This is a genomic window from Pseudarthrobacter sp. C1 (genome assembly GCF_034720455.1).
Classification (GTDB): Bacteria; Actinomycetota; Actinomycetes; order Actinomycetales; family Micrococcaceae; genus Arthrobacter.
Map to the genome: position 1 here is coordinate 15,009 of NZ_JAYESK010000010.1, position 18,614 is coordinate 33,622.

Sequence of the window (18,614 nt, forward strand, 5' to 3'; positions counted from 1 at the left end):
GGGAACAGGTTTAGAGGAACGAGCCGATGCTGACACCGGCGTCCCCGAGAGCGGACTTCACTGCAGCGGCCATGGCTACGGCCCCCGGCGAGTCACCGTGCACGCAGATGCTTTCCGCGCGGATCTTCAGGATGGAACCGTCGATGGTCCTGACGGACCCCTCGGTGGCCATCCGTAATACATGCTCCGCCACTTCGGCGGGGTCGGAAAGGACCGCTTCCGGTTCAGACCGGGAGACGAGCGTTCCGTCCGGGTTGTACGCGCGGTCCGCGAACGCTTCGGGAACCGCACGCAGGCCCGCTTCCCCTGCAAGCCGCAGGACTTCGGAACCGGGAAGGCCCATGATCGGCAGGCCCGGGTCAACCGATTTCACGGCGTCGACGACGGCCTGCGCCTGGGCGGTGTGGTGGATGATCGCGTTGTAAAGGCCGCCGTGCGGCTTCACGTAACGGACCTTTGCTCTCTCGGTGGCGGCCAGCGCCTGCAGGGCACCGATCTGGTACACCACGTCATCGGCCAGTTCATTGGGTTGGATGTCGAGGAAGCGGCGGCCGAAACCGGCGAGGTCCCGGTAGCCGACGTGTGCACCGATGGCAACGCCGGCGGCCGTGGCCTCGCGGCAGGTGCGGCGGATCACGCTGGGATCGCCGGCGTGGAATCCGCAGGCCACGTTGGCGCTGGTGACGGAACGGAACATGGCGGCATCGTCGCCAAGCGTCCAGTGTCCGAACGATTCGCCAACGTCGCTGTTCAGGTCGATGCTTGCCACTTGTGATCTCCATCTCATTGAGCGGTCTTTACTAGGATGCCCTAAATCTACGGATTGTTCAACAATCCTTCGATTCCACGATGTGACGATCGTGTAAATTCTGAAGTATGCCCGCTCAAGAGACCACACTCCGCTCCGCAGGCCGCCTCCGGGTGGCCGTCCCCTCCGTGGCGGAACGGGTGGCTGACGAACTCCGCCTGCAGCTGGCGGAGGGGGCCCTGCTCCCCGGGGCACGCCTTACCGAATCCACCATCGCGGAGGACCTGGGCGTCTCACGCAACACGGTGCGGGAGGCCTTCGCGGAACTGGCCAGCGAGCGGCTGGTGGTCCGGCACCCCAACCGGGGCGTTTTTGTGGCCAGCCTCGAGGCAGCGGATGTCCATGACGTCTACACGGTCCGCCGCGCCATCGAAGTCAGCGCCCTGCGCGCGGGCGGGAGTCCGGAAGACGTCGCCGCCGTCCGGGCCGCCGTCGAGGAAGGAAAACGCGCCGCCGCGGCTGGAGACAATGAAGCCCTGGGCACCGCAAACCAGCATTTCCACGGCGCCATTGTTGCCATGGCCAGGAGCCCCCGGCTGAACAGCATCATGAGCCAGGTCCTGGCGGAAATGCGGCTGTTCTTCCACAAAGCCACAGTGGACGCGCAGTTCTACCAGCACTATTTGGCGGACAACGAGGCCATCTGCGCGGCGCTGGAGTCCGGCGAACTGGACCGCGCCGCGGATCTCCTGCTGGCGTACCTGGACCGCTCCGAGGACAACCTCAGCAACGTGCACGGGGACAACCCGGAGTGAATCAAGCCGCCGCAGCGGCGCCCAGTCACCGGCGCCCGGTGTAACCCATCCTGGCGCTGACCTGGAGCCCGCCCTGCTTCAGTGCTTCGATAAGCCCAGGGGCAGTTTCCGGATCAAAGCGGAACGCCGGCCCGGAAATGCTGATGGCCCCGATCACGGCGCCCAGATGGTTGTAGACCGGAACGGCAACGGCAGTCAGCCCGATCTCGAACTCCTCCCGCACTACGCCGTAGCCCTCGCGGGCGACGTCGATCAGCTGGGTTTCGAGTTCCTTCCGGTTGGTGATGGTCCGGGGCGTCCGCGCCGGGAGTCCCGTCTCCTTCAGGATGCGGTCCCGGTCTTCCGCCGGCAGCGCGGCCAGCAGCACCTTGCCGCTCGAGGTGGCGTGCAGCGGTGTCAGGTTTCCCACCCAGTCGTAGGTGGCCAGGGTTGACGGGCCCATCGCCTGGTCCACGTTGACGGCATAGTTGGATCGGAGGACGGCCAGGTTCACCGTCTCCTTGAATTCCTCCGCCAGGGCCTCGAGGACGGGCCGGGCCTCGCGGACCAGGCTGAGCCGCCCCGGAATGGAGCTGGCCAGCCGCAGGATGCCGAAGCCCAGCTGGTACTTTCCCCGCTCGCTGTTCTGGTGGACCATTTCCCGGCTCACCAGCGAACCCAGGAGCCGCGAGACGGTTGACTTGTGGATGCCCATTTCCTCGGCGATGTCGCTCACCCCGGCGTGGCCGTCCCGCGCCAGGATCTCCAGGACGGCGAGGGCACGGTCCACGGACTGGACGCCGCCGTGCTGGCCCGCCTCGGTATCGGCGTCGGGTTCGCGATCGTTGTTGGAAGCCATGACTAATACTCTCAAGTAGCCTGCGCAGCGTGAAATCACCGCACCGGGACTCCCGCATCAGGACACGGTGCACGGGCAGCCAGCGAACTGGAGGTCAGCGCAGGCCGTTGCTGTGCGCGAGCGCCATGGCTTCGGTGCGGGAGGAGGCGCCGATCTTCCGGTAGAGGTTGCGGAGGTGGAACTTCACGGTGTTCTCGCTGATGTGGAGCTTCGCGGCGATGCCCCGGTTCCGCTGGCCCGCCGCCAGGAGCTGCAGGACCTCCAGCTCACGGTCCCCCAGGTTCCAGCCGGCAATGTCGGCCGGCGGGCGGCTGGGCGGGTCGAGCGGAAGGGTGACGGCCACGTCGGCGCCCCAGCCCGGCATGACGTCCACACCCATGCTGCCGTTGAGCGCCTCCACGCGCTGGACGAGGCGTGCCACGGCGGGTGCGGTGGCGGAAAGCTCGCCGGGACCGTCGTCGCGCACATTGACCAGCAGGTTCACGCCGTCGCAATCCCACTGGGTGCGGATCCGACGCACTCCCTGCTGGTCCACCATGGCCAGCACCAGGCCGCGGACGATCGCCCTGGCGGCGTGCGCCACCTCGCCGGGAAGTGCCCGGCCGTTAACGGGCGGCTCGACGAACTGGACGTCGATGCCGCTGAAGTTCATCAGCGGGCGCAGGTCCTCGCGCAGGCGCTGGAATGCGGAGGCAACGGGCTCCTCCACGAGGTCCGTGGTGCGGTCGCTGAGCGTACGGAGCCCCACCAGGGCCTTGGCCGCGACGTCGGTTGCCGCCGTCCTGGCGGCGGCGTCGGCCAGCGCCGGCGACCTCAGCGCGGCGAGCAGCGTTTCCAGGGTGGTGGAATGCCGGTCCACCAGCTCGGCGGTCACACGCAGGCGCTCGGCCGAGGCCGCGCGGGACTCGATGAGGTACGACGGCGGCGCATCAGCCACCTTCTCGCGGATCCGCTCGGCTGCCATCGTCCAGAGGTAGTGCAGGACCCACTGCGGGTCCGGCCCGGTCCCGGAGGCCTGGCCGGGCTGCGGGTCGGAGAGGACCAGCAGTGCATTGCTGGGCGAGGAAACCGCGAGGACCGGGCGCAGTTCGCCGCCGAACACGGCTTCACCGCGCCAGGCGGCGCCGCCCGCCCCGTAACCGTCACCGGCGAGCGGGGTGCGGAGGGCGTCCAGTTCCGCGATCGACACGCGGCTGATGATGGCCTCGGCACCGGCCTTCTTCTGCGGCCGGCCGGTGCAGTCTTCCGTGAAAATCACCAGGGCGCTTGATTCCCAGTAGGGGCTGAGGGCCGCCCGCAGCCGGTGGGCGATGTCCATAAGGGGAGCCGCGGCCAGGGCGGCGGCGGCTTCAAGCAAGGCAGTGTTGTTGGCGCGTTCCACCTGCCCAGTGTACGGGCCGGGCGCAGGAGACCCACCCCTTTGGGTAGCCGGGACCGTCCAATCATGGCGTTGGACCCACCCAACGGACGGGCGAGCATTGAAGGATCACAACGTTCAAGGAGGTACGAGCATGAGCACCATCGCCGCAACAGACCCGGCGGCCCCGGCTGATCCAGCCCTGACCGGCACAGCCCGGGCCTTTGACCGCAACCGGGCCCTGGTCCTGGACGAGGTCAGCAGGGTCTTCCAGCACGTGGACGCCGCAGAGATCGCAGCCCTGGTGACCGAGCTTCGGCTGGCCGACAGGATCTTCGTCACCGGCGCCGGACGCAGCGGCCTGGTCCTGAAGATGGCGGCGATGCGGCTGATGCACCTCGGGCTGACAGTGCATGTGGTGGGAGAAACCACGGCACCGGCCATCCGTGCCGGGGACCTGCTGCTCGCAGCCTCGGGTTCCGGCACCACCGCCGGCGTGGTGACAGCGGCGGAAACCGCTGTCGCCCAAGGCGCCCGCGTGGCCGCCTACACCACCAGCGCTGGTTCCCCGCTCGCGGCCGCTGCCGCCGCCGTCGTCCTCATTCCGGCTGCACAGAAGACGGACCACGGCTCGGCGGTGACCCGGCAGTACTCCGGGAGCCTCTTTGAGCAGGTGCTTTTTGCCACCACGGAGGCGGTGTTCCAAAGCCTGTGGGACGAGGACGCCGCCGCCCCGGAGGACCTCTGGCAGCGGCACGCGAACCTCGAATAAGCCCCCTCTCCCCCCGCAAGTCCGTTTCACAACCGAAAGAGATAGAACATGAAACTGCAGGTAGCCATGGATGTCCTCACCGTCGAAGCCGCCCTGGACCTGGCCGGCAAAGTCGCCGAGTCCGTGGACATCATCGAGCTCGGCACCCCGCTGATCAAGAACGCCGGGCTCTCGGCCGTGACCGCCGTCAAGACCCCCACCCGGACAAGATTGTCTTCGCGGACATGAAGACCATGGACGCCGGCGAGCTCGAGGCCGAAATCGCCTTCACCGCGGGCGCGGACCTGGTGTCCGTCCTGGGCAGCGCCGACGACTCCACCATTGCCGGCGCCGTGAAGGCCGCCACGGCCCACAACAAGTGCGTGGTGGTGGACTTGATCGGCGTTGCGGACAAGGTGGCCCGCGCCCAGGAAGCCCGCGCCCTGGGCGCCAAGTTCATCGAGTTCCATGCCGGCCTGGATGAGCAGGCCAAGCCGGGCTACAACCTGGACGTGCTGCTGAGCGCAGGAGAAGAGGCCCGCGTGCCGTTCTCGGTGGCCGGCGGCGTGAACCTGTCCGCCATCGGAGCCGTGCAGCGCGCCGGGGCCGACGTGGCCGTCGTCGGCGGTTCCATCTACAGCGCCGACGATCCCGCCGTCGCCGCCAAGGAACTGCGGGCCGCGATCAGCTAGCTTCCTGCCGATCATCCACCTCCCGCAACCCGACGGCGGCCCCCACGGACTCGTGGGGGCCGCCGCTTCGCGTGGCCGGCTACTGGAACGAACGGATGGTGATGCCGGAGAAGGTCGCAGGGCCGCCGTCCGTGTAGAAGGAGATCCCGGTGTCACCGTCGGCGAAATGCACCTGCTGCGAGAGCACCGTGTGGCCGGCGTTCACAAACACCTCAACGCTTTGGGTATCCACGAAGATGCGCAGGTGCACTGACCGCGCGGCCGCGTCGATGGGCGCTGCTGCGCGCGTGTACGGCACCAGCGAGAAGCCGCCCAGGTCCGACGGCGCGCGGTCCACATAGAGCTCGTTGCCGTACTTTCCGATGTTCGTATGGCGGGCGCCGTCAGCGGAGCGGCCCACGGAGATCCCCACGTTCGTTGCGGCCTCCCAGGAAATATCGAGTTCCAGCTCGTAGGCGCGGCCGTTCCAGGGCACCACGTAGTTGCCGTTCACGGTGCGGCCGGGGAACGTGGTGGCGGAGCTGGCGTAATTCGCGAGCGCCCCGATCGGGCTGCTGAGCAGGGAGTACCAACCGCCCGGCTGGCGTTCGAGGCGCAGTTCGCGCACGATCGAGTTCTGGCCGTTGTAGCCGTCGGTTGCATCTGTGGGAACGTCGCGGGCGGCGTACTTCCAGTTGTTCATCCAGCCGATCGCGTACCGCCGGCGCTCAGGTGCCTCAACGGCCGGCCACGTCACCGCGCCGTACCAGTCCCAGCCCCAGTCCAGCCACTGCGGATTGCTGACGTCGTCAGCCAGGAACTGCGTGCCGTCCCACGTGCCGGTCCAGTAGGCGTAGGTCATGGGCAGTCCGATGCTGTAGGCGTCCATGCTGGCGCCCAGCACCCAATGCCGGGTGCCGTCGTCAGCCGTCATCTCGAACAGATCGGGGCACTCGATGCCACCCAGCGCGGGGTTGGGGAAGTCGAAGTTGCGCTTCAGCTGCCAGTCACGCAGGTTCGGGGACGTATAGAAGGCCGCGTACCGGGCCCGGCCGATCACGCAGACCCACTCGTTGCGCACCGTATCCCAGTGGATCTTCGGGTCCCGGAACCATTCGGCGTTGTCGATTTCCGCCTGCGTGGTGGCGGCCCTTCCGTCCGTGTTCACGATGACCGGGTCCGGCAGCGCGGTGAACGTGTAGCCGCCGTCGGTTGACCAGTAGAGGTACTGCTCCTGGTACTTGCGGATGCCGTCCGTGGGCTGGGTGGCAAGGGCCACGATGGCGCCGGCACCGAAGCCTGCGGTGTTGGCAGTGTCCACCACCGCGGATCCGGACCACACGGGGAAGTCCGGCTGCAGCGGCAGCGCATCGCCGTGATGGGTGAACGCCACGCCATCTGCCGTGGTGGCGTGGTCCCAGCCGCCCTGGCCGTTGTTTTGCGTGGAGTGCAGGTAGTAGAGGTGGTACTCACCGCCCAGGAACACCGGGCGCTGCGGATCGCACAGCCAGCCCGAGGGCGGCGTCATGTGATAAACCGCCCGCAGTGAGCGCTTGGCCCAGGCCGGCGTGGCAGGGATCGTGCCGCCCATGAGCAGGGCGAGTGCTCCTGCTCCGGTGCCTTGCAGGACACGGCGACGGGAAAAGGCAGATGTCATCGTTGACTTCCTCTCAGGGGGCGGCTGCTCCGCCGGGCGCTTGGGGATGGAACCATCGGTGGTTCGCCGATCAGCCCACCGGCTGATTAAGCGCTTTAGCAGAACAAGATACCCAGCCGCAACCTTGTGGTCAAGCGTTTCAGCAAAATTGCCGCCGCCACAAACAGGCCGAAAAATCGCACCGGAACTACTTTTGCTAAAACGCTTGATCGCCGCTCCATTCCACGCTAGCTTCATGGTGATCAAACGCTTTAGCAGAAATGGACATCAACGCCGATGAGCTATCCAGTCTTCTTCCAGCCCGCCGATGCATGGGTTGGAGACCTTATCCCCTTCCAGAAGGACGGCGAGTTCTGGCTCTTCTACCTTTCCGAGGTCCGCGCCGACCCGAAGCCCGGAACGCCCTGGAACCTGGTGACCACCAAGGACCTCACCCAGTTCCAGGACCACGGGGTGGCCCTTCCCCACGGCACCTCGGACGAGCTCGACTTCAACTGCTACACAGGCAGCATCATTGCCGACGACTCAGGCGTCCACCACCTGTTCTACACGGGACAGAACCCGGGCAACCTCGGGACGGACGGCCTGCCCCTGCAGCTGGTCATGCACGCCACCAGCACGGACGGCATGAACACGTGGGTAAAGCACCCCGAGCTTACGTTCGGTGCGCCGGACCGGTTCGAGTCCGCGGACTGGCGGGACCCCTTCGTCTTCCGCGACGAGGCGGCCGGCCTGTGGCGGATGCTCCTGGCGGCCAGGCACTCCGACGGCCCGGAACGCCGCCGCGGGGTCATCGCGCAGTGCACGTCCACGGATTTGATGACTTGGGAGCACACGGACCCCTTCTGGGATCCCCGCAGGTACATCACGCATGAATGCCCGGACGTCTTCGAATGGAACGGGTGGTGGTACATGGTCTACTCCGAGTTCTCCGAAACGTTCACCACCCGGTACCGGATGGCCAAGAGCCCCACCGGGCCGTGGACAGTCCCGGACCTGGACAGCATCGACGGGCGTGCGTTCTACGCGTCCAAGACGGCGGAGCGGGACGGCCGGCGGTTCTTCTTCGGCTGGATTGCCAGCAAGGAAGGCAATTGCGACGACGGCGCCTGGCAGTGGGCGGGCACCATGTCCGTCCTGGAGGCACAGCAGAACCCCGACGGGACCCTGGCTTTCGGCCTCGCGGACGAGCTTGTGGACAGCTTTTGGGACGGGGTCCCGCTCGAGCTGGACCAGGAGCTGCCTCTGCAGTTGAACGTCCCGGATGGTTACGCCGCCATCGTGAGCAGCAACGATCCGCCCACGCAGTTCTATGCCAAAGCGGTGCTGGACATCCGGCCGGGCACCACGGAATGCGGGATCCTGCTGCGCTCCAGCCCGGACGGCGACCACTCCTACGTCCTACGCCTCGAACCGAAGCGTGGACGCCTGGTGTTCGACCGATGGCCCCGGACCATCACCGGAGAAGCCCAATGGCACGTTTCCGGCGACGTTCCCTACGCCATCGAACTGGAACGCCCCTGCCACCTCCCGCCCGGCCGCCACACGCTGGAAGTGGTGGTCGACGGCGACCTGTGCGTCGCCGTCGTGGACCGCCAGGTGGCCCTCAGCACCCGCATCTACGACCTCCCCGCCGGCGGAATAGGCGTGTTCGCCGGCGAAGGATCCGTCACCATCACAGATTTCGAAGTACGCAAGCGCACCGACAACTGAATACCCCCGCAACCCCATCCTCCGTTCCAATCAAGGGAGATTGACCAATGAAGAACCTGTTCCGCGCTGCCGCCTGCGCAGCCGTTACCGCCCTGGCGCTGACCGCCTGTGGCGGCGCAAGCTCCACCGATCCGTCCAACGTCAGCCCCACCGGCGAGATCAAGCCGCGCGAGATCTCGTGGCTGCTCTCCCGGCCCGCCGACGGCGCGGTCATCAACATCATGAAAAAGCTGGCCGACGACTACGCCAAGGACCACCCGGGCTTTGAGCTCAACCTGATCACCACCCCGGACCGTCCCTCCTACATCCAGAAACTCGAGACCCTGGCGGCAGCCAACAAGCTGCCCGAACTGTTCGACACCGACGCCACACCCTTCGCCCAGGAGTTGGCCAAGCAGGGCAAGATGGTGGACGCCGAAAAGCTGCTGAAGTCGCTCAACGTCTACGCCGACTACCGTCCGGGCGCGCTGGACTACCAGCGCTTCGACGACGGCTCCCTGTACATGATCCCGTTCCAGTTCGAGCTGGAATTCATCTGGTACAACAAGGCACTGCTCCAGAAGGCCGGCGTCGCAGTACCCACGTCGCTCGACGACATCCCGGCCATGTGCACTGCCCTGCGCAGCGCCGGCGTCACCCCCATCGCCATCGACGGGCAGGACCAGTGGCCGCTGGAACGCTACGTCGCCTACCAGCCCTTCCGGGAGGCCGGCCCGGACTTCGTCCAGAAGCTGAAGAAGGGCGAGGCGAAGTTCAGCGATCCCGCCGGCCAGAAGACCGTGAACTGGATGGCGGAGCTGGGCAAGGCCAACTGCTTCCAGGACGGCTTCTCCGCCCAGGGCTACTCCGACGCGCAAAACCAGTTCACCTCCGGACAGGCCGCCATGTACAACATCGGCACGTGGGAACTGCCCAGCCTGGCCACGGAGAAGCTGGATCCTGCCGTCCGCAACGACATCGACTTCTTTACCCTGCCCACCACGGCCAACTCCGTGACGGCGGCCAACGAATTCGTGTCCCCGTCCGGCATCGGCATGGCGGTGAACGCCAAAACCTACGATCCCCTGGTGAGCGACTTCCTGAAGTTCGCCCTGGAAAAGTACCCGGCCGAATATGCCGCCACCGGCGCGCTGTCCCCCACCACCGACGTCGAAACCGTTGTCCCGGCCAACGCCACCCCGCTATACCGGAAGGCGCTGGACCAGGCCGACAGCCTCGGTTCCAAGCAGGCCATGCCGTGGGATACGCAGCTGGATCCGACCACCAACGGCCGGCTGCAGCAGGAGCTGGTGCTGCTGGTGCAGGGCAACATCACGCCTGAGCAGTTCACCGAAACCATGGACAAGACCATCGCGCAGAACGCCCCCAAGTTCTTCAAGTAGGCACTGCTTCCTCACGAAACCAACGCGGCGGGGGATCCCAGCGCTCCCCCGTCCGCAAGGCCCCGAAAGGCCCCGCCATGCAACCCAACAGGATGCTGCCCAACAGGTCACGGACCTCGGTCCTGGTCTTCCTGCTCCCGCCGCTGCTCCTCTACAGCGCAGCAGTCCTCTTCCCCATCCTCCAGTCCCTGTTCCTCAGTTTCTTCTCCTGGAACGGCATCAGCGACATGGAGTTCGTGGGCCTGGACAACTACATCCGGATGTTCGCAACCGACGATATCTTCTGGCGGGCGTTCCTGAACGCCCTCGTCTACCTGGCCATCTGCCTGGTGCTGCAGCTCGGCGGCGCCCTGGCGGTGGCCAGCCTCCTCACGTCGCTCCGCCGCGGACGTGAGCTGGTCAAGACCCTCTACCTGCTGCCGGCCGTGATCTCCACGGTGGCCATCGCCTTCCTCTTCGTGCGGATCTACTCCCTGGAGCCCGTGGGCCTGCTCAACCAGCTGTTCCACTGGGTGGGCCTCGACAGCCTCGAGCGGCCCTGGCTCTCGGACGTCAACACGGTCCTTGCGGCGGTGTCCGCACCGGAGGGCTGGCGTTTCACCGGGCTGTACATGCTCATCATCTACGCGGCCCTGCTCGCGGTGCCCAAAGAGCTTGAGGAGGCCGCCGTCCTGGATGGCGCGTCCCGGTGGACGCTGTTCACCAAGATCCGCTTCCCGTACATCCGCCCGGTGTGGATCACCACCACCATCATGGCCACCACCTACGGGCTGCGCGGCTTCGACATCCCCTACCTGATGACCAACGGCGGCCCGGGGCAGTCCTCGGAACTGCTCACCACCTACATGTACAAGACGGCGTTCACCAGCACGGACTTCGGCTACGCCAGCACCATCTCCGTGTTCATCGTGGTTGAGTGCCTCGTGGCCGTCGGCCTCATCCTGTTCCTGCTGAAGCGGAAGGCAGACTCATGATCACCCAGGCAGCCCCTCCCACCCCGCCCGCCGCCGTCGTGCCCCAACGGCCGCCCATGAAGCGCCGCCGGCGCAGGCCCGACCTGTTCCGGACGTTGTCCCGCGTGCTGGTCATGCTGATCGTGATCGTGCAGGTCTACCCGCTGGCGTGGCTCTTCCTGACGAGCCTCCGCACGGAACAGGACTTCGCCACCGGTGACCCCTTTGCCCTGCCCGGCTCCCTGACGTGGGAGAACTATGCCCGGGCTTTCGAAACCGGTGACCTGGGCCGGAACATCCTGAACAGCTTCATCGTCACCATGGGCGCGAACATCCTGATTGTCCTGCTGGGCATGATGGCCGCCTACGCCATCCAGGTCCTCGGTTTCCGGCTCAGCAAACTGGTCCGCGGGCTGTTCCTGATCGGCATCATCGTCCCGGTCCAGATCGCCCTGGTCCCCCTGTTCATCGACTATTCGGCCGTGAACCTGCTGGACACCTACCAGTCGATGATCATCCCGCTGGCCGGTTTCTCGCTGCCCATGTCCATCTACCTTTTCTGCTCGTTCTACGAGTACATCCCCAAGGAAACGTACGAGGCAGCGTCCCTGGACGGCGCCGGCCCCTACCGGATCTTCGGGCTGATCACCATGCCGCTGTCCCTGAACACCGTGGTGACCGTGGTCCTGGTGAACAGCATCTTCATCTGGAACGACTTCATCTTCGCCAACACGTTCGTCCTGTCCGAGGACCTGAAGACCATTCCGCTGGGCCTGCAGAACTACATCGGCGCCATGGGCAAGGTGGACTGGACGGCAACCTTCGCCGCCGTGTGCGTGACCATCACCCCGCTGCTGCTGGTGTTCCTGGTGCTCAACAAGGCCATGATCCAGGGACTCGAAAGCGGGGCGACGAAAGGATGACGGCAACGGCGGATGGATATACTCCTCAAGGAGGGCAGATGAGTTCAATGGAGAATGGTGCGGAGGTGCCGGCACCTGCGGCCCGGGCGCCAAAAGCCCCGGAGCGCGCGCACCCTGTCACCCTCCGCGACGTGGCAGAAGCAGCCGGTGTTTCCACGGCCACGGTGTCCCTGGTGGTCAACAAGAAAAAAGCCGCCCGGATCGCCGAGGAAACCCGCCGGCGGGTGCAGGAAGCCATCCGGACCCTGGGCTACCGCCCCAACGCGATGGCCAAAACCCTGGTCAGCGGCACCTCCCGGTTCATCGGGCTGGTGGCGGACGGCGTTGCCACCACGCCCTTCGCCGGCCAGATCATCCACGGCGCACAGGACGAGGCGTGGAAGCACGGGTACGCCCTTCTCATCGCCAACACCGAAGGCAACGGCGAGCTTGAGCAGGACGCCATCCAGATGATGCTCGAATACAAAGTCCGCGGCATCCTCTACTCCACCTGGTTCCACCGCCAGACGGAAATTCCGGCGCCGCTCCGGGAAGCCGACTTCGTCCTGGTCAACTGCTTCTCCCAGGAGCCGGGAACCCGGGCCGTGGTGCCCGACGAGGTGCAGGGCGGCCGCTCAGCCACCGACATCCTGCTGGGACACGGGCACCGGAAGATCGCCTTCATCAACGCCACCATCCCCGCCCCCGCCAAGGACGGACGGCTCCAGGGGTACCGGGAAGCACTGGAGAAGGCCGGTGTTCCGTTCGACCCCGAGCTGGTTCTGGAAGCCTATCCGGACCAGGAAGGCGGCTACGGGGCCACCTCCGAACTCCTCAAGCGCGGCGTGACCGCGGTGTACTGCTACAACGACCGGATGGCAATGGGCCTCTACGACGGCCTGCGCGAGCACGGCCTGTCCATCCCCGAGGACATGGCTGTGGTGGGGTTCGACAACCAGGAAGTCATTGCCGCGCACCTGCGTCCCCCGCTTTCCACCGTCTCGCTCCCCCATTATGAACTGGGCGCGGCGGGCGTGCGGATGCTGCTCGGGCTGGACGACGCACCCGGGACCGCGGCGGACGGGGTGGCGAAAATACTCTGTCCCGCCGTGGAACGGACCTCCGTCCGGGCCCAGGCGCACGCCTGAACCTGAGCTGTTACAGCCCCGGAGGCATCCGCCTTTCCTTAGGTTGAGGCCGGGAAAAGGACATGGAGGGCGGCAATCACCGCAGCAGCGTCCTGGGGATTAGCGGGATCGAAGCTGGTGAGTTGCCCGAACCGGGCAAGGCGGTTCAGCACAGTGTTTCGGTGGCAGTACAGCTCCCCGGCAGTTTCCGACACCGATCCGGTGCGGAGGTACGCCTGGACCGTCTCGATCAGCCGGTCACGTTCATGCGTGGAGATCGTAGCGAGAGGGCCCAGCACGGTGTCCGCCAGGACGGTTCCGTATTCTCCCAGCCGAGTCATGGCAACATGCCCCCATGCCTCACGCACGGTCCGCTGGCCCGGGCGTTGCGGCGTCACCACCGGCAACGACTCCAGGGCGATCCGAAGCATCCGGGGCACGTCGGCCAAGGAGCGGGCGGGGGGCGCCACAAAGCAGTCCACCCTGGACAGCCACGGGCGGGCGCCCTCCGGCTCCCTACCCGTCCGGGCAGGAACGTCCTCAAGAATGAGGATCAGTGCACCGTCGCGCTCGTGGAGGAATTGCTCAGCACCGGCACGAAGCACCTCTGCACGGAATGCCTTCTGGGCGTATTCGGCGGCAACGGCAACGATGAAGTTGCTGTCCGGCGCCACGCCGAGCGCGCGGGCAGCCTGTCCCAGCACCTGCGGATCCTTACCGTCCGAATTGAGCAGCCGCGACAGGAGGAACGCGCGCTGCGTCTCTTTTTCCTGCGCCATGCTGGCGAGCTCATCGAGGTAGCCTGCGTGCACCCGGATAGTGTGGAACTCCACCGCTTCCCACACGCGCACTGCATCCTTGGTCAGCTCCGGCAAGGACGAGGGCGGAACCTTCTCCAGCATTGCCGTCCAGAGCACCCGGAAGTCCATGCGCACTGCGCGCAGCAGGGATTCCAGGGGCAGGCCCTGCTGCGCGCGGCGGTGTCCCAGTGCGTCGGACATACCCGCGAGCCGGTCGGGTATCGGAAGGCTTCCCACCAGCCGCAGCAGTAGTTCTATCGAGGCGACAGCTGTCTCCTCCAGATCCTGGACAGCCACCGCAGAGGCCGCATAATCGTCGATCTTCTGCACCTCGAGAAGGTACTGGTGCGCGATCCGGTCGATGTCGGCGAGGCAGTCGGACACCAGGTCAGACACCACCGACCTGGGGTCGGCTCCAGCGGACGCCGGAGTCCTGTCCGCGGACGCTGTATTGGGCATATGCCCATTCTAGAACCGGACTGCACTGTGTTCGTCCATTGTTTCCCCACGTGATCCATCCCACCATTGAAGGAGGTGTTCCGTAAGCTCGCGCTCGTATCCGGAAAGGACAGCCGCCGAGGCCCATGCTCGATTTGAAACTTGTCAAAGCCCGCATCTTCACGATGGCTGATGCCCCTTCAACAGCCCACGCCATGGGAGTGCTCCACGGGCGGATCATCGGGTTTGACGACGACGTCCTGGACCTCCCGGCTCGGCGGACGCTCGACTGCGGCGGAGCCGTCGTCGTCCCCGGCTTTGGTGATTCGCACAACCATATGGCGTGGTTTGGCCAATCCCTCGCCGAACTCGATCTGTCCGGCTGCCGGACCCTGGAGGAACTGTACGATGCAGTCTCCCGGTTTGCGCGCGGCCTCCCTGAAGACGCGTGGGTGGTGGGATCGGGTTATGACGACACGGTCCTGGGGGGTCATCCGCACCGGAGCGGCCTGGACCGGTCCGCTCCCGGCCGTGCGGTCTGGCTCAAGCATCGGTCAGGGCACATGTGCGCCGTAAACTCTGAGGTGCTTGGTCGCACGGGCGTTCTGGACGGCTCGGCGATTGTTCCCGAGGGCGGCACGGTGGTGGAGGATTCCGGCGGGCCTACCGGATTGCTTGAGGAGCAGGCGCAGAAACTGGTCACTGCGCTTGTTGTGCCGTACCCGGTCACGGACCTCGCGGACGCGATTGGCGCAGCAAGCGGGGTTTACGCTTCCGAGGGCCTGACGCACGTTGTGGAGGCCGGCATCGGGTCGGGCTGGATCGGCCGAAGCCCGGTCGAACTCGCTGCCTATGTTGAAGCACGACGCCGGGGCCTGCTGAAAACCCGGGTCCAGATGATGGCCGTCAGCGATGCCCTGCACCCGCTCCAGTCCAATGCCGCGGACAGGATCAGCTTCGGCTTGGACCTCGGCATCACGTCGGGCTTTGGCGACGACCACCTCCGGCTGGGCGCCATGAAAATATTTATCGACGGTTCCCTGATCGGCCGCACTGCAGCAGTAACCGAGCCGTTTTGCGATCATGATCACGGCAACGGCAGCTTCCAGCTATCGCCCGGGGAACTGGCCCGGCGCATTATCGACGCACACTGCTCCGGCTGGAACGTCGCAGCGCACGCGATCGGGGATTCGGCAGTCGACGTCGCGCTGGACGCTTTTGAGGCAGCGCACCGGAAGTTGGCGCGGCCCGACGCGCGGCACCGCATCGAGCACGCCGGCATGGTCCGTCCGGACCAGCTTCCCCGGTTCGCGGCGCTGGGCGTCACACCCGTTCCGCAGCCGCACTTCCTGTATGAGGTGGGCGACACCATGGTGGACGCAGTCGGCGAGGAGCGGACGCCGTGGCTGTACCGCCACAAGTCCTTCCTGGACTCCGGGGTACGCGTTCCCGGCAGCTCGGACCGCCCGGTAGCGGCCGGGGCGCCGCTGCTGGGCATGCAATCCATGGTGACGCGCGCCAGTTCCGGCGGCGCCACGCTGAGCCCACAGGAACGGGTCGACGCCGAAACCGCCCTGCGCGCCTACACGGTCGACACCGCGTGGATGGCAGGCGAGGAAGACCGCCGGGGAACGCTGGAACCGGGAAAGTTCGCCGATCTCGTGTTCCTCTCCGCACACCCCGCAGACGTGCCGCCCCACGAGATCGGCCAGATCGGCGTGCTGGCGACCCTGCTCGACGGCGCCTGCGTTTTCGGGCACGGCTACATCGAGAAACTCCAGAGCACCGCATCGTCCCACCCCATTCCCACATTGAGAGGCACCGAGCATGCAACCACATGACGCCACCCAGGAAGAAGCAGCCGTACCAGTTGTCAGCGGAGCCGACGCCGGCAAAATCGCCCGCGCGGCCTTCGTCGGCACCGCCCTCGAATGGTACGACTACTTCCTCTTCGGAACCGCTGCAGCCATCGTTTTCAACCGGCTGTTTTTCACATCGCTGGATCCGACGGCTGCGACGTTGGCGGCCTTCGCCACATTCGGTGTCGGTTTCGCTGCCCGTCCGCTCGGCGCCGTTCTCTTCGGCTACATCGGTGACCGTGTAGGGAGGCGTCCGGCCCTGCTGATCACCATCGTCGCGATTGGCGTGGCGACGGGCCTTATCGGCGTGCTGCCTGATTTCGGCACCATCGGCCTGGCAGCCCCCGTCATGCTGGCCATCCTGCGCCTGGTGCAGGGCCTCGCAGTGGGCGGTGAGTGGGGCGGTGCCATGACCATCGCCATCGAACACGCCCCCATTGAGAAGCGTGGACGGTATGCCGCCCTGGTGCAGGTCGGTTCACCCGTGGGGACGCTGATGTCCTCCGGCGCCTTCGCCCTGGTACTGCTCATGCCCTCTGCGGTCTTCGATTCCTGGGGCTGGCGCCTGCCGTTCCTGGCGGCCTTCCCGCTGCTGCTGATCGCGCTGTACATCCGGCTGAAGGTTGAGGAATCACCGATCTTCCGTGAACTGGTCAAGCTGGAGGAACGCGCCAAGATTCCGGCAGTCGACGTCTTCCGTCAGGCGTGGGGCCGGCTGATCGTTGCTATCGCCGCCGCTTTCCTCGGCGTCGGCGGTTTCTACATCATGACTACCTTCGTCATCAGCTACGGCACCGCCACCCTCGGCCTGGACCGTGGACTCATGGTCAACGCCACCCTCGTCGCCGCCGTCGTGCAGATCGGCGTCATCCTGGTCATCGGCCGTATCAGTGAAAAGGTCGGGCCGGGACGGATGACCTTCATCGGCGGCCTCGTGACCGCCGCCGCAGCGTTCCCGCTCTTCTGGATGATCGACTCCCGCAATCCGTTTGCCGTCGTCCTCGCCGTCACCCTCGGCATCGGGCTGCTTTCCGTGGCCTACTCGGTCACCGGCGCCCTGCTGACCGAACTGTTCCCGCCGCAGCTCCGCTACAGCGGCGTCGCCCTGGGCTACAACTTGGCCGGCGCCCTGAGCGGGTTCCTGCCACTGATCGCCGTCGCCCTGCTCGGTGTATCCGGTGGAGCCTCATGGACCGCCTCCCTGCTGCTGATCGTCGTGTCGCTCATTACCGCAGCCGGCGGATTCTTCGGCGAGCGCCTCCGCGTCAAGGACAAAGCGATCGTACGGTAAGGAGCCCCATGCTGAACCCGGAAACAGCCCGCCTTATTACCGAGGCCGTGGATGCAGCCTTTGACCGCCAGCTCAATTTCACCGCGGAGCTGATCCGGCATCCCTCCCTGAGGACAGCCGAGGCCGGGGCGCAGGACCTGATGTTCGCTGAGTTTGAGGCCCGCGGACTTGCCGTGGACCGCTGGACGCTCGACGGCGAAGCCCTCGCTTCGCACGTGGGTTATGGTCCCAGCACGGTCGCCTTCGAGGACCTCACCAACGTGGTGGGCACCTACACTCCCCCGCAGGAAAAGGGCCGTTCGCTCATCCTGAACGGGCATGTCGATGTGGTTCCCACCGGGCCTGAGCAAGTATGGGAACGCAACCCCTGGAATGCCGTGGTGAAGGACGGCTGGATGTATGGCCGCGGGGCCGGTGACATGAAGGCCGGGCTCGCTGCCAACCTGTTCGCCTTCGACGCCATCCGGGCCGCCGGCTTCGCGCCGGCCTCGACCATCCACTTCCAGTCAGTGGTGGAGGAGGAGTGCACGGGCAACGGATCGCTGGCTGCGCTGCAGCGCGGCTACACCGCGGATGCTGTCATCATCCCCGAGCCGGAAGAGAACATGCTGGTCCGGGCAAATGTGGGGGTGATCTGGTTCCGGGTCCGTGTTTCCGGCAGGCCCACCCATGTACGGGAGATGGCGTCGGGCTTCAACGCAATCGACGCCGCCTACACCGTCATGGGTGCGTTGCGGGAGCTCGAAGCCAAGTGGAACGCAGATAAGGGCAGCCACCCGCACTTCGAGGACACAGACCATCCGATCAACGTCAACATCGGCATGATTTCCGGCGGCGACTGGCCTTCAAGCGTGCCGGCCTGGTGTGAGTTCGATGTCCGGGCGGCCCTGTATCCGGGGGTCCCGGCCGTGGATGCGTGGAATGAGATCCTGGAGTGCCTGCAGACGGCCGGAGCGGGTGCGTCGGTGTCGGCCGAACGGACGGGCTTCTTCTCTGAGGGCTACGTCCTGGAGGAGGGATCGGAAGCGGAAGGGGCGCTGGCCACGGCGCACGAGGCTGTCTTCGGTTCGGCGTTGCAGAGCTTCACGACGCCCGGTTACCTCGACGGCCGGGTCTTCGCCCTTTACGCGGGGATCCCGGCGCTGGTCTACGGTCCCGTCTCAGAGGCGATTCACGGGTTCGATGAGCGTGTGAACATCGAGTCGGTCCGCCAGGTGACCAAGACCATCGCCTTGTTCATCGCCGGCTGGTGCGGTGTCACCGAGGCAGCATGATCCTTACGGCACGCAGAAGGCGCCCGGCCCATGGGCCG

15 protein-coding genes and 1 pseudogene are annotated in these 18,614 nt (G+C 66.2%); 11 read left to right on the top strand and 5 right to left on the bottom strand.

Annotated features, from left to right (window positions below; genetic code table 11):
- Positions 1-10: 10 nt before the first annotated feature.
- Positions 11-769 (bottom strand): 5-oxoprolinase subunit PxpA, encoded by a 759-nt coding sequence (locus U7114_RS15795; protein WP_323057895.1) that lies wholly within the window; start codon positions 767-769, stop codon positions 11-13.
- A gap of 107 nt (positions 770-876) precedes the next feature.
- Here U7114_RS15795 and U7114_RS15800 point away from each other — a divergent pair, with 107 nt between their 5' ends.
- Complete coding sequence (locus tag U7114_RS15800; protein WP_104996383.1) at positions 877-1,563, top strand: GntR family transcriptional regulator; 687 nt, start codon at positions 877-879, stop codon at positions 1,561-1,563.
- 25 nt (positions 1,564-1,588) lie between these two features.
- On the opposite strand, the gene U7114_RS15805 is transcribed toward U7114_RS15800, so the two are convergent.
- Positions 1,589-2,401 carry an IclR family transcriptional regulator gene (locus U7114_RS15805; RefSeq protein ID WP_157239871.1) on the bottom strand — a complete coding sequence of 271 codons (813 nt, stop codon included), beginning with the start codon at positions 2,399-2,401 and terminating at the stop codon, positions 1,589-1,591.
- A gap of 94 nt (positions 2,402-2,495) precedes the next feature.
- Positions 2,496-3,719 carry a response regulator transcription factor gene (locus tag U7114_RS15810; protein ID WP_323057970.1) on the bottom strand — a complete coding sequence of 408 codons (1,224 nt, stop codon included), beginning with the start codon at positions 3,717-3,719 and terminating at the stop codon, positions 2,496-2,498.
- Positions 3,720-3,912: 193 nt separating this feature from the next.
- On the opposite strand from U7114_RS15810, the gene hxlB reads away from it, so the two are divergent.
- Positions 3,913-4,530 (top strand): 6-phospho-3-hexuloisomerase, encoded by a 618-nt coding sequence (gene hxlB, locus U7114_RS15815; RefSeq protein ID WP_323057896.1) that lies wholly within the window; start codon positions 3,913-3,915, stop codon positions 4,528-4,530.
- Between the two features lie 48 nt (positions 4,531-4,578).
- Positions 4,579-5,201: pseudogene (gene hxlA / locus U7114_RS15820) on the top strand (3-hexulose-6-phosphate synthase).
- 79 nt (positions 5,202-5,280) lie between these two features.
- Here hxlA and U7114_RS15825 read toward each other — a convergent pair.
- The gene (locus U7114_RS15825) at positions 5,281-6,837 is read right to left on the bottom strand and encodes a glycoside hydrolase family 32 protein (RefSeq protein WP_323057897.1); all 1,557 of its coding nucleotides are present in this window, start codon (positions 6,835-6,837) and stop codon (positions 5,281-5,283) included.
- A gap of 276 nt (positions 6,838-7,113) precedes the next feature.
- On the opposite strand from U7114_RS15825, the gene U7114_RS15830 reads away from it, so the two are divergent.
- The 5 genes from U7114_RS15830 to U7114_RS15850 all read left to right on the top strand — a co-directional run bounded on the left by U7114_RS15830 (position 7,114) and on the right by U7114_RS15850 (position 12,935).
- Positions 7,114-8,550: a glycoside hydrolase family 32 protein gene (locus U7114_RS15830; RefSeq protein WP_323057898.1), complete on the top strand. Its 1,437-nt coding sequence runs from the start codon at positions 7,114-7,116 to the stop codon at positions 8,548-8,550.
- 47 nt (positions 8,551-8,597) lie between these two features.
- A complete protein-coding gene (locus tag U7114_RS15835) occupies positions 8,598-9,932 on the top strand; it encodes an ABC transporter substrate-binding protein (protein WP_323057899.1) in 1,335 nt (444 codons plus the stop codon).
- Positions 9,933-10,024: 92 nt separating this feature from the next.
- On the top strand, positions 10,025-10,906 hold the full coding sequence (locus U7114_RS15840; RefSeq protein WP_321216322.1) for a sugar ABC transporter permease: 882 nt from the start codon (positions 10,025-10,027) through the stop codon (positions 10,904-10,906).
- Entirely contained in the window at positions 10,903-11,808 is a 906-nt protein-coding gene (locus U7114_RS15845; RefSeq protein ID WP_323057900.1) for a carbohydrate ABC transporter permease, read from the top strand. Before U7114_RS15840 ends, U7114_RS15845 begins: the two co-directional genes overlap by 4 nt.
- A gap of 38 nt (positions 11,809-11,846) precedes the next feature.
- Positions 11,847-12,935, top strand: coding sequence for a LacI family DNA-binding transcriptional regulator (locus tag U7114_RS15850; protein WP_416235565.1), 1,089 nt, complete (start codon positions 11,847-11,849; stop codon positions 12,933-12,935).
- Positions 12,936-12,973: 38 nt separating this feature from the next.
- Here U7114_RS15850 and U7114_RS15855 read toward each other — a convergent pair whose 3' ends face one another.
- Positions 12,974-14,173, bottom strand: a complete 1,200-nt coding sequence (locus U7114_RS15855) for a helix-turn-helix domain-containing protein (RefSeq protein WP_323057901.1) — start codon at positions 14,171-14,173, stop codon at positions 12,974-12,976.
- Between the two features lie 125 nt (positions 14,174-14,298).
- Here U7114_RS15855 and U7114_RS15860 point away from each other — a divergent pair, with 125 nt between their 5' ends.
- Genes U7114_RS15860 through U7114_RS15870 form a run of 3 tightly spaced genes read left to right on the top strand, consistent with a single transcriptional unit; the run spans position 14,299 to position 18,576 of the window.
- The gene (locus U7114_RS15860; protein WP_323057902.1) at positions 14,299-15,993 is read left to right on the top strand and encodes an amidohydrolase; all 1,695 of its coding nucleotides are present in this window, start codon (positions 14,299-14,301) and stop codon (positions 15,991-15,993) included.
- The gene (locus tag U7114_RS15865; protein ID WP_323057903.1) at positions 15,980-17,302 is read left to right on the top strand and encodes an MFS transporter; all 1,323 of its coding nucleotides are present in this window, start codon (positions 15,980-15,982) and stop codon (positions 17,300-17,302) included. The genes U7114_RS15860 and U7114_RS15865 overlap by 14 nt, the downstream gene beginning before the upstream one ends.
- An 8-nt stretch (positions 17,303-17,310) precedes the next feature.
- Positions 17,311-18,576 carry an ArgE/DapE family deacylase gene (locus U7114_RS15870; protein ID WP_323057904.1) on the top strand — a complete coding sequence of 422 codons (1,266 nt, stop codon included), beginning with the start codon at positions 17,311-17,313 and terminating at the stop codon, positions 18,574-18,576.
- The last annotated feature ends 38 nt before the right edge of the window (positions 18,577-18,614 follow it).

Excerpts from the sequence above, each read along its gene's own strand:
- U7114_RS15840 (WP_321216322.1), top strand. The coding sequence starts at position 10,025 with ATGCTGCCCAACAGGTCACGGACCTCGGTCCTGGTCTTCCTGCTCCCG.
- hxlB (WP_323057896.1), top strand. The coding sequence starts at position 3,913 with ATGAGCACCATCGCCGCAACAGACCCGGCGGCCCCGGCTGATCCAGCC.
- U7114_RS15855 (WP_323057901.1), bottom strand. The coding sequence starts at position 14,173 with ATGCCCAATACAGCGTCCGCGGACAGGACTCCGGCGTCCGCTGGAGCC.
- U7114_RS15830 (WP_323057898.1), top strand. The coding sequence starts at position 7,114 with ATGAGCTATCCAGTCTTCTTCCAGCCCGCCGATGCATGGGTTGGAGAC.
- U7114_RS15860 (WP_323057902.1), top strand. The coding sequence starts at position 14,299 with ATGCTCGATTTGAAACTTGTCAAAGCCCGCATCTTCACGATGGCTGAT.
- U7114_RS15810 (WP_323057970.1), bottom strand. The coding sequence starts at position 3,719 with ATGGACATCGCCCACCGGCTGCGGGCGGCCCTCAGCCCCTACTGGGAA.
- U7114_RS15800 (WP_104996383.1), top strand. The coding sequence starts at position 877 with ATGCCCGCTCAAGAGACCACACTCCGCTCCGCAGGCCGCCTCCGGGTG.
- U7114_RS15870 (WP_323057904.1), top strand. The coding sequence starts at position 17,311 with ATGCTGAACCCGGAAACAGCCCGCCTTATTACCGAGGCCGTGGATGCA.
- U7114_RS15825 (WP_323057897.1), bottom strand. The coding sequence starts at position 6,837 with ATGACATCTGCCTTTTCCCGTCGCCGTGTCCTGCAAGGCACCGGAGCA.
- U7114_RS15835 (WP_323057899.1), top strand. The coding sequence starts at position 8,598 with ATGAAGAACCTGTTCCGCGCTGCCGCCTGCGCAGCCGTTACCGCCCTG.
- U7114_RS15805 (WP_157239871.1), bottom strand. The coding sequence starts at position 2,401 with ATGGCTTCCAACAACGATCGCGAACCCGACGCCGATACCGAGGCGGGC.
- U7114_RS15850 (WP_416235565.1), top strand. The coding sequence starts at position 11,847 with ATGAGTTCAATGGAGAATGGTGCGGAGGTGCCGGCACCTGCGGCCCGG.
- U7114_RS15845 (WP_323057900.1), top strand. The coding sequence starts at position 10,903 with ATGATCACCCAGGCAGCCCCTCCCACCCCGCCCGCCGCCGTCGTGCCC.
- U7114_RS15865 (WP_323057903.1), top strand. The coding sequence starts at position 15,980 with ATGCAACCACATGACGCCACCCAGGAAGAAGCAGCCGTACCAGTTGTC.